The organism is Mycobacterium intermedium, assembly GCF_002086275.1.
In the GTDB taxonomy this organism is placed as follows: Bacteria; Actinomycetota; Actinomycetes; order Mycobacteriales; family Mycobacteriaceae; genus Mycobacterium; species Mycobacterium intermedium.
On record NZ_MVHT01000132.1, the window covers coordinates 1 to 11687 of the forward strand.

The following is an 11687-nucleotide window of genomic DNA, read 5'->3' on the forward strand; positions in this document are numbered from 1 at the left end:
TGGCCGAGGCTGAACTCGCCCAACCCGATCGGATCGATGCTGATCGCCGGTGTGCTGATCGGCGGCGTGCTGATCTGCGGCAACGCGAATCCGGCCAGCCCAATCGGATCGAGCGTGATCGGCGGCGTGGTGATCGCCGGCGTATTGATTTCGGGCAGCGCAAAACCCGGAATTTCGACGGAGGGAATGGCGATCGGAGGGATGGTCAACGTCGGAAGACTGAACCCCCCAACCGGGAATGACGGCAAATCCAAACCGATACCGCTGATCGTGAGCGGACCAAGTTGTAGGTAGGCCGGAGGACCGCCGGTCGGGTTCTCGGCATTTTTGACTCCCCCGCCGATTTGAGGAATGTTACCGGGCGTACCTGTTTGCGCCAACTCGAGGTTGTTAGGAATGGATAAGATGAACTCAACCGAGAGGCTGGGCAGACTGATGCTCAATTCTCCCGTACTGATTTTCGGGGTCATAAACACACCGGTGCTGATATTTCCGATCGTTAGTTGAGGAATAGTGATCGGGGGCAGGTGGAACGCGCCAACGGTGGTGCCGGCGGGGATCGTCAGCGGCGGAATAGTGATCGACGGAATGCTCAGTCGGGGCAGGTCGAAGGAACCCAGCGTTATGCCGGCGGGGATTATCAGCGAAGGAATTTCGATTGGCGGAATGCTCAGCCGGGGCAGATCGAACGCTCCCAAGTCGATGCCCGCCGGGATCGTCAGCGACGGAATAGTGATCGACGGAATGCTCAACCGGGGCAGATCGAACGCGCCCAGATTGATGCCGGCCGGGATTGTGAGCGACGGAATTTCGATCGACGGCACACGCAGCCGGGGCAAATCGAAGGCGCCCAGATTGATGCCGGCCGGGATTGTGAGCGACGGAATCGAAAGCGATGGCACCGTGATGGGGCCCATACCGAACTCGCTGATGGTGATCCCCGCCGGGGTGGTCGCCGCGGGAATCGTCATTGGCGGCAGGGTGATTGGCGGTAGGCCGAACCCGCTGATCGTGACCCCGGCCGGGGTGGTGGAGGCCGGGATCGTCAACGACGGCAACGTCAGCGCCGGCAGGTTGAACCCGGGTACCGTGTTCGGCGGGATGTGCAACGGCGGCAGCGTCAGGTCCGGCGTGGTAATCGCAAAATACAGGCTGCCCTGACCCACCCCGCTCTGGAATACGCCGTTGTTCAGATCGCCGGTGTTGAATAAGCCGTTATTCATGTCACCGATGTTGAACAACCCGGTATTGATATTGCCGGTGTTGAAGTATCCGGTGTTGATGTTGCCGGGGTTGAAGCTGCCGGTGTTGGACGAGCCCGGGTTGAAGCTGCCCATGTTGAAGCTGCCGGTGTTCAACAACCCGGTGTTGGCTGTCCCCACATCTAACGCGCCTGTATTCAACGTTCCCGCGTTGAATAACCCCGTATTGCCCTGCCCTGAGTTTCCGATCCCGAAGTTCCCCGACCCCGAGTTGAAGAAACCCACGTTCCCGGTGCCCGAGTTGAACAACCCGATATTGCCGCTGCCCGAATTCGAGCCACCCAGGCTGAACTCACCCGAACCCAGAACAACATAGGTGTCGCCGAAACCGATCTTGTTCTCACCGGTCAACCCGAAACCGATGTTGCCGCTCCCGGTATTCGCCAACCCCACATTGCTGGCACCGTTGTTGCCGAAGCCCACGTTGAAGTCACCCAGGTTCGCCCCACCCACATTGAGGTTCCCCAGATTTCCCAAGCCGACATTGCCGGTGCCGGCGTTACCGGAAATCATGTTGCCCAGTTGGCTCAACGAGACAGGCGACAGTGCGGTGCTTACCAGCCCCGACACCACCGAGCCCAAGCCGACAACACCGGAGGACGGCCCGCCGGAGCCGTGCGCGTTCGATCCACCGAAGAGCCCCGCCAGGTTAGAGTTGTACCAGCCCGACAGGCCGGCACCGTTGTTGGCGAACCCGGAATTGCCGCCGCCGCCGGTGTTGAAGAACCCCGACGATGGCGTGTCGCTGGTATTGAAATAACCCGGCCCGCCCGGCAGCGCGAAACCCGTGATCGTGGTACTCGGCAGGAAGACGCTGGGCACCACCAACGCCGAGGTGCTGAAAGCGCCCAACCCGATAGACGGGATGGTGAATGGCGGCGTGGTGATCTCCGGGATACCGATCTGCGGCAGCGTGAAAGCGCCCAACCCGACCGACGGGATCGTCACGGGCGCAGTGGTGATCTCCGGGATGCTGATCTGCGGCAGCGTGAAACCACCCAACCCGATCGACGGGATCGTCAACGGCGGGATGGTGATCGGCGGCGTCGTAATCTCCGGCAGGCTGAACCCGCCCAACCCGATCGGATCGATCGTGATAGGCGGCGTCGTGATCGCCGGGATGCCGAGCTGTGGGAGGGCAAATACGCCGCCGCTGATCGGCTCGATCGTGATGGGTGGCGTCGTGATCGGTGGGGTGGTGATCTGACCAAGGCTGAATCCGCTCAACCCGATCGGATCGATGACGATTGGCGGCGTCGTGATTGGCGGAGTGGTGATCTTCGGCAACGCAAAACCGGCCGCCCCGATCGGATCGATTGTGATCGGCGGCGTGGTGATCGCAGGCGTAATGATCTGCGGTAACTCGAAGCCTGGAACCGCGATAGGCGGGACGGTGATCGTGGGGGTGCTCAGCGCGGGGAGATTGAAGCCCGGGATCGTCAAGGAGGGGACGTTGACGCCGATGCCGCTGATGGTGGCGGGCCCGAGTACGACGTAGGCGGGAGGACCGCCGGTCTGGACCTGTTTATTCAACACCCCCCCACCTATTTGAGGGTAGAACTCGGAAACTGTTTGCGCAAAGTCCAGGTTGTTGGGAATGAAAAGAATCAACGGTATCGGCGCCGATGCAGGCAGCGTCACCGAGATATTGGAAATATTTAAAGGAGGTGTCGTAAATGAACCCGTGGAAATGCTTGGGATGTGTATCGGGGGGATGGTGAGCTGAGGCAGGCTGAACGCACCCAGCCTGATGCCGGCGGGAATCGTCAACGCGGGAATAGCTATCGGCGAAATGCTCAGTCGGGGCAGATCGAACGAACCCAGCGTGATACCGGCGGGAACCGTCAGGGCGGGTATTTCGATCGGCGGCAGCGTCAGCCGGGGCAGATCGAATGCACCCAGGCTGATACCGGCGGGGATGGTCAGCGACGGAATGGTGATCGACGGAATGCTTACCCGGGGCAGGTCGAACGCGCCCGCCATGATTCCGGCGGGTGTGGTCAACTCCGGAATAGATATGGACGGCAACGTGATCGGCGGCAAGTCGAACGCGCCTATGTTGATGCCGGCCGGGATGGTCAGCGACGGAATGGTAAAGGACGGCAACGTAATCGGCGGCAGACCGAACCCGCCCACCGTGATCCCCGCGGGTGTGGTCGCCGCCGGAATCGTCAACGACGGCAACGTAATCGGCGGCAGGCCGAACCCGCTCACCGTGATCCCCGCGGGGGTGGTCGCCGCCGGAATCGTCAACGACGGCAACGTAATCGACGGCAAGTTGAACCCAGGCACCGTGATCGGCGGCATGTGCAACGGCGGCAGTGTCAGATCCGGCGTCGTGACCGTGAAGTTGAGGTTGCCCTGACCCACCCCGCTGTAAAACACACCGTTGTTCAAGTCGCCGATATTGAACAGACCGTTGTTCATGTCACCGAAGTTGAACAACCCTGTATTGATATTTCCGGTGTTGAAATATCCGGTGTTTGTGCTGCCCGAGTTGAAACTGCCGGTGTTGAATGACCCGGGGTTGAAACTGCCCATGTTGAAGCTGCCGGTGTTCACCATACCGGTGTTCCATGACCCGACATTGAGCAACCCAGTATTGCCCAGCCCTGAGTTCCCGATGCCGAAGTTGCCCGACCCCGAGTTGAAGAATCCCACATTATTGGTGCCCGAATTGAACAAACCAATGTTGCCGCTACCCGAATTCAGGCCACCCAAACCGAACTGACCGATACCCGCACCACCGAGCACCAGGTACGCGTCGCCGAAACCGATCCGGTTACTACCCGTCAGGCCGAAGCCGATGTTCCCGTTACCGGTATTCGCGAACCCCACATTGAAGTCGCCCAGGTTCGCCGCGCCCACGTTCGCATTGCCGATGTTGCCGATACCCAGGTTGATCGCAGCTGCGCTGGGCGCGACCTCCGCGGCTGTCGTGCCCGCCGCTGCACTAAGCGCCAAGCCGGCGAGCCCCTCCAGTGGCCTGGTGAAAGGTGTTAGGGCCGAGACGATGTGAGACATTCCGCCGTGGTAACCGAACATCGCGGCCACGTCCTGTGCCCACATCTGCTCGTACGCGGCTTCGGTGGCGGCGATCCCATGGGCGTTTTGTCCGAAGAGATTCGACCAGACCAAGGACCGCATTTGGGTGCGGTTGGCCGCGATGATCGCCGGATTCACCGTTGCGGCCAGCGTCGCCTCGAAGACCGCCGCCGCCATCCGGGCGTGGCCTGCCGCCTCTGCGGCTTGGGCTCCCACGGTGCCCAGCCACCCTGCGTATTCGGTGGCTGCGGCCGCCATCGCGGTTGCTGCCGGACCCTGCCATGAGCTCCCCGCAAGTCCTGAGGTCACTGACCCGAAAGAAGCTGCCGCCGAAGCCAATTCGGCGGCCAGCCCCTCCCATGCCGCGGCGGCCGAGAGCATCGGCGCCGACCCCGCGCCGGAAAGAATCCGGAGCGAGTTGATCTCGGGTGGCAGTACGAAGAAATTCATCCGGCATCAGCCCTGGCCTGACGCGTCATTGTTGGATTCCAGGGTTCCCGGATGTGCCAGAGCTGCCGGGAAGGCCGTCCTGGCCGCCGGGGGCGCCGCCGTCGCCGCCGGCGGCAGGGCTGCCTGGCGTGCCGCCGGCGCCGCCGCCGCTGCCGCCGTTGAAAAAGTTGCCGCCGTTGCCGCCGTTTCCGGCGTTGCCGCCCTTGCCGCCGTCGCCACCGTTATCCGTGCTGTCGGGCGAAGCGCCACCGGCGCCGCCGCTGCCGCCGTTACCGCCGTTACCGCCGCTGCCGCCTTGGAAGGCGCCGCCGCCGCCCGTGCCGCCCGTGCCGCCCGCGCCACCCACACCACCGTTGCCGCCTGCCTTGGCGTCGTACGCGACGCCGCCGGCGCCGCCTTTACCGCCGTTGCCGCCGTTGCCGCCGCCGGTGGCAACTATGCCCTCGGCACCTTTGCCGCCGGTGCCACCCATGCCGCCGGCACCGCCGGCGCCGGCGTTGCCGCCTGCAGACGCCTCGCCGCCGGCGCCACCGGCGCCGCCGTTACCGCCGTTGCCGCTGGCGCCGCTAACGTTTGAGCCTGCGCCGCCGGTCCCGCCCGTCCCGCCGGCTCCGCCGACGCCCCCGGCGCCAGCGTTAGCACCACTAAATCCCTGGCCTCCCTCACCGCCGACGCCGCCCCCGCCGCCATTGCCGCCGGCGCCGCCACTGCCGTTGGAGGCGGGAGTGCCGCCGACGCCGCCGACACCGCCCAGACCGCCCGCCCCGCCGGCGCCGGCGTTACCGCCGAAGCTTGCCGCGCCGCCAACGCCGCCGGCGCCGCCCGTGCCGCCTTGGCCGGCGCTTCCGCCGAAGTCGATAGTCAGGCCGCCAGCGCCGCCGTAGCCACCAACGCCACCCGCGCCACCGACGCCACCAGCCCCGGCAGTGCCGCCGCCGATTGCCTCGCCGCCCGATCCGCCGACGCCGCCCAGGCCACCGGCGCCTCCATGAGCGCCGGCGTTGGCACTACCACCGCCGCCGTAACCACCCACGCCGCCGGCGCCGCCGACGCCGCCGTTGCCGCCGTCGATTGCCTTCCCGCCGGCGCCCCCAGCGCCGCCGGCGCCGCCGGCGCCGCCGTTGCCGTTTCCAGCAAGCCCTTCCCAGGCGGGGCCACCGGCACCACCGCCGCCGCCCGCACCGCCGTTGCCGCCGCCGACACCGCCGACACCCGCTCCGCCATCGCCGCCGTTACCGCCGTTGCCGCCGTTTGTGCCGTTCGGAACGCCAAAGTAGCCGCCGCCGCCGCTACCGCCGCTACCGCCATCGCCGCCGCGGCCGTTGCCACCGGCGATGCCGGCGACACCCGCACCGGCACCGGCGCTGCCGCCCACACCAGCGGCGCCGCCCTTGCCGCCATTGCCGCCAACGCCGCCAACGGCCCCCACAACCGTCGTCGTTACGCCGGCGCCGCCCACGCCGCCGGTACCGCCGTTGCCGCCGACGCCGCCGTTACCGTTGGCACCGCCGACGGGGCTGCTGCCGCCGTTGCCGCCGGCGCCCCCATTGCCCCCGTTGCCGCCGACGCGGCCGTCGCCGAAGTAGGGCGTACCGGCCCCGGCTTGACCCGCCCCGCCATCGCCGCCCGCACCGCCGTTGCCGGCGACACCGCCGCCTGCGCCGCCGACCGCATTGCCGCCGTTGCCGCCGGTGCCGCCATTGCCGCTCGGACCGGCATCGGCGGCGAAGCCGCTGGCGTTGCCGTTGCCGCCCCTGCCGCCGTTGCCGCCGTTGCCGTTGAGGCCAATGGTCCCGCCGCTGCCGCCCGTGCCCGCGGCGCCACCCACGCCGGCGTCACCGCCGGTGCCGCCACCACCGCCCGAGCCACCCATGCCGCCCACGCTGCCGACGGCGCCGGTGCCGCCCATGCCGCCCGTGCCGCCGCTGCCTCCCGCGCCGCCGGTGCCGTTGGTTCCGGTGCTGATGCTGTTGCCGCCGTTGCCGCCGGCACCGCCGGCACCGCCTACGCCACCGCTGGTGCCGGACTCGCCGAGGCTGACGCCGTTCCCGCCGACGCCGCCATCGCCGCCATTACCACCGGCGCCACCGTTGCCAGCGGCCCCGCCGAACACACCACCGAGGTTGTTGCCGCCAGCGCCGCCCTTGCCGCCGGCGCCTCCGACGGTGCCGCCATGGGGGAATGAATAGCCCGCAGCGCCGTTGCCGCCCTTGCCGCCGTTGCCGCCGACGCCGTTAACGCCGGGACCGCCGCTGCCGGAAATGCCATTGGTCCCGCCGGCGCCGCCGACACCGGCGTCGCCGCCGTTACCGCCGTTACCGCCGTTACTGCCGTTCTGGCCGCTGGTCGGGCCGGCGTCGCCGGCGTTGCCGCCGTTACCGCCATTACCACCGGCGCCGCCAAAACCGTTGAGCCCGGTGCCAATGCTGTCGCCGCCGACGCCGCCGGCACCACCAGTGCCGCCGTTGCCGCCGTTCACACCTGCCTTGTTGGTTCCGCCGTTAGCGCCGGTGCCGCCCGCGCCGCCGTTGCCGCCCGTCCCACCGTTACCGGCGGCCCCGCCGAAACCGCCCGTGTTGTTCCCGCCGTTGCCGCCAGCGCCGCCGGCGCCGCCGTCGTTGCCTCTGATCGTGTCGCCCACGCCGCCGTTGCCGCCCTTGCCGCCGGTGCCACCGACGCCGTTGCTGCCGACACCGCCTCCGTTGCCGCCCTCACCTGAGGCGCCACCGACGCCCGAGTTGCCGCCGTTCCCGCCTTTGGCGCCAGGCAGGCCATCTTGTATGGAACCGTCCCCGCCGTTGCCGCCGGTGCCACCTACGCCTCCGTTCCCGCCCGTGCCGCCGGCACCGTTGGTGCCAGTGAGGTCGCTGTTGCCCCCCTTGCCGCCTGCGCCACCGGCACCGCCCGTGCCGCCCTCGGTAGCCGCCTGGTTGACTACGCCACTGCCGCCGTTGCCGCCGGCACCGCCGTTGCCGCCGGCACCACCTGTTCCGCCGCTGCCGCCGCCGTTGCCGCCACCGGTGTCGCCGCCGTTGCCGCCTTTGCCGCCTACTCCACCAATGGTCCCCCCAGTGGGGTTCGTTGCACCGGCAGCGCCATTGCCGCCCCGGCCGCCGGTGCCGCCAACGCCGTTCAGTCCGTTCGCGCCCTTAGACCCGATGCCTGTGTCGCCGCCGGCCCCGCCGGTGCCAGCTTTACCGCCGTTACCGCCATCGCCGCCAGCCGAGCCGTTCTGCCCCTGGGTCGGGCCGGCGTTGCCGCCGTTTCCACCGGCGCCGCCGGTCCCGCCGACACCACCGTTGCCGTTGGCGCCTTCGCCGCGCGGGCCGGTAGCGGTGTTCAAGCCGCCCTTGCCGCCGGTGCCGCCGGCGCCGCCCAGACCACCGGCCACGCCCGCCTGGTTGAGTCCGCCGTCAGCGCCCGTGCCGCCAGCACCGCCGGTGCCGCCGGCACCGCCGCTTCCGGCCGCCCCACCGCCGAAGCCACCGCTGTTGGCGCCCCCGGTGCCGCCGGTACCGCCGGTACCGCCTTTGCCGCCTCGGATCATGTCGCCCAAACCGCCGGTCCCCCCGGCCCCGCCGGTGCCACCCGTTCCGTTGCTGCCGACGACGCCGCCCTTACCTTCGCCGCCGCCGACATTCCCACCGTGGCCGGCAGCGCCACCGGTACCGCCGGCGCCGCCGCTCAAGCCGTCTTGTATAGACGCGTTGCCGGCGTTGCCCCCGCGGCCGCCGGCGCCGCCGGTGCCGCCGATGCCGCCGCTGCCTTTGGTCCCGCCGGCGTCACTGCTGCCGCCACTGCCCCCGTCCCCGCCGGCGCCGCCGGTGCCGCCGTTGCCGCCCGCCTGGTTGATGACGCCGTCAACCCCGGCGCCCCCGATACCGCCGTTGCCGCCGTTGCCGCCGGCGCCGCCGGTGCCTCCGCCGTGGCCGCCGCTGTTGACGCCGCCGTTGCCGCCATTACCGCCTCGGCCGCCGGTCGTCCCGCCTGCGACGTTCGTGGCGCCCTGGCCCCCAGTACCGCCGGCGCCACCCGTGCCGCCGGTTCCGTTAAAGCCGGCTTCGCCGCTGCTGCCGCCGATGCCCGGGTCGCCCGCATTACCACCGTTGCCGGCCGCGCCGCCGGCGCCGCCATCTCCGCCATTGAGGCCGTTCTGCCCGTTGGCGTTGCCGGCGTTGCCGCCCACGCCCCCGCTGCCGCCGCTGCCACCGGCGCCACCCGCGCCACTGAACCCGCCATGGCCGTCGCCGCCCACGCCGCCGGTCCCGCCGCCGCCGCCGCGGCCGCCGATGCCGCCGGCTTGGTTGACTCCGCCGTTGGTGCCGGCGCCACCGACACCCCCGGTGCCGCCCGTGCCGCCGGTGCCGCCCACCCCGACCGCCCCGGCTTTGGCGTTGCCGACGGTGCCGCCCGTGCCGGTGGCCCCGCCTGCACCGGCGCCGCCGCCGTTCCCGCCGGTGCCGCCAGCACCGCCGTCGAGGCCGGCAGATCCGGCACCGCCGGCGCCACCCTGCCCTCCTTTGCCGCCCTTGCCGCCGCTGCCGCCGTCGCCGTTGGCACCGCCAGCGAAGCTGCCGCCGCCCTTACCGCCGGAGCCGCCCTCGCCGCCCAAACCACCCTGGCCGCCGCTGCCGCCGTTTTGCCCGGTGAGGCCGTTAATACCGCTGGTTCCAACGTTGCCGTTGCCGCCGTTGCCCCCTACGCCGCCGACGCCGCCGGTGCCGGCGGTGCCTACGTCACCGCCGACGCCGCCAACCCCGGCGCCGCCGCCACCGCCGGCGTACCCACCGACGCCACCGGTGCCACCCTTCCCGCCATTGCCGCCGAAGCCAACACCATTGCCACCATCGCCGCCGGTGCCGCCCCTGCCGCCCGTCCCACCTGTGCCGCCGTTGCCGTTCAGGCCGCCCGAGCCGCTGTTGCCGCCCTTGCCGCCGATACCGCCGGCGCCACCAGCACGACCTTCGTTGCCTTGATTTCCGGGGCTGCCGGTGGTGCCGAGGCCGCCGTCGCCGCCGGTGCCGCCCTGACCGCCCTTACCTCCATTGCCGAAGTTTCCGCTGCCGCCGCCTTTGCCGGCTCCGACGCCACTGTCGCCGCCGGCCCCCGCGTTGCCGCCATCGCCGCCCACGCCGCCGGCGCCGCCGTCGACACCCAAGCCCAGGCCGGATCCGCCCTGGCCGCCCTGGCCACCGGTACCGCCACTGCCTCCCTTGCCGCCAGCGCCATCCGTGCCGCCGCTGCCGCTGTTACCACCGGCACCGCCCTTGCCGCCCTCGCCACCCGCGTGGCCCTGGAAGCCCTGCTTGCCCGCGCTGCCGGTGGTACCGATGCTGCCGTCGCCGCCGTCTCCGCCCTGGCCGCCGTGGCCGCCGTCGCCGAAGTTTCCGCTGCCGCCGCCGCTGCCGCCGGAGCCACTCCCACCGCCTGCCCCGGCGTTGCCACCGGCACCGCCTGCACCGCCCTTACCGCCGTCGACGCCGTAACCCAGGCCAGTACCGCCGTTGCCACCCTGGCCGCCGCTACCGCCGCTGCCGCCCTTGCCGCCGGCACCATTCAGGCCGCCGGCAAGTGTGCTGCCCCCGTCCCCGCCTTTGCCGCCAGCACCACCCGCGAATCCTGCTTTGCCGTTAAGACCGCCGTTGGCGCCATTGACCCCCGCGTCGCCGTTGCCGCCGCTGCCGCCGGCGCCGCCTGCGCCGCCGTTTCCAGCTTTACCGACGACGCCGCCGGTGCCGCCGGTGCCGGCCTGGCCGAGGCCGCCGGCGTTCCCGCCCGCGCCGCCATCGCCGCCGGCGCCACCGGCCACACCGAAGCCGACGCCGGTGCCACCGGCTCCACCCGCGCCCCCGGCGCCGCCATTGCCGGCGTTACCGCCGTTGCCGTTGGTTCCTCCGGCACCGCTGCCGCCGCTGCCGCCATTGCCGCCCGCGCCGCCCGCATAACCATTGACACCCTTACCGCCCACGACACCGGCGGCCCCTTTATCTCCTTGACCGCCGTCGCCGCCATTCCCGCCGACTCCCCCGACGCCGGACTTGGCGGTGACCGTGCCGCCCTGGCCGAGTCCGTTGGTGCCATCCAGGCCGCCAGTTCCAGCGGCGCCACCGACGCCACCGTCGCCGCCGGCCCCGCCCGCCACGCTGAAGTTGACGCCGGAACCGCCGGCGCCGCCCGTACCGCCGGTACCGCCGTTGCCACCGGCGCCGCCGGTCCCGTAGTTCCCACCGGCGCTGCTCCCACCGGCACCGCCGCGGCCACCGGCGCCGCCCGCATGGCCGGTGCTGCCCTTGCCCCCAACGACTCCGGCGGCCCCGACATCACCGGCAGCCCCATTTCCACCCTGACCGCCATTGCCGCCGTTGCCCGCCGCGCCGGCACTGCCGCTCTGGCTGCCGCCGGTGCCCGCCAGACCCCCGGCGCCGGCGTTGCCGCCGCTTCCGCCGGTACCGCCCGCGCCGCCCGACTTGCCCAAGCCGACCCCGGATCCACCGTTACCGCCTATGCCGCCGGTCCCGCCGTCGCCGCCGGTCCCACCGGACCCAGTGGTGCCGCCGGCGCCGCTGTTGCCGCCGGCGCCCCCGGCGCCGCCCTGGCCGCCGGCACGGCCGGTGCCGCCCTGGGCGCCGTTCAGGCCTGTCGCACCGGTGTCGCCGTCGCCGCCGTCGCCGCCGTGGCCACCGTCGCCGCCGGTGCCGGCCGCCCCAGCCGCGCCACCCGTGCCGCCGGTGCCCGCATTGCCACCGGCGCCGGCGTTGCCGCCCTGACCCCCGGTGCCACCCTGGCCACCGTCGAGGCCGAAGCCGACGCCGGTACCACCGTCGCCGCCCTGGCCGCCCGCCCCGCCCTTGCCCCCGACTTGACAGCATCAGCGGCCGGGGACGTGGCCAGTATCGGTTCAACGATCAGCGCCGCCAACGCGGCCGCAGC

Annotated in this window: 2 protein-coding genes and 1 pseudogene; 1 reads left to right on the plus strand and 2 read right to left on the minus strand. The window is 71.0% G+C overall.

Annotated elements, in window-relative coordinates:
* Together BST27_RS35135 and BST27_RS34675 are read right to left on the minus strand one after the other, a co-directional pair.
* Positions 1-4757: PPE family protein (locus BST27_RS35135; RefSeq protein WP_139805421.1), on the minus strand; the 4757-nt coding region annotated here is incomplete at its 3' end.
* Between the two features lie 25 nt (positions 4758-4782).
* Positions 4783-10725 carry a PE family protein gene (locus BST27_RS34675; protein ID WP_170062381.1) on the minus strand — a complete coding sequence of 1981 codons (5943 nt, stop codon included), beginning with the start codon at positions 10723-10725 and terminating at the stop codon, positions 4783-4785.
* Positions 10726-10749: 24 nt separating this feature from the next.
* Between BST27_RS34675 and BST27_RS31870 the strand changes: the two are divergent.
* A pseudogene (locus tag BST27_RS31870) lies at positions 10750-11687 on the plus strand (hypothetical protein); the annotation flags it as partial.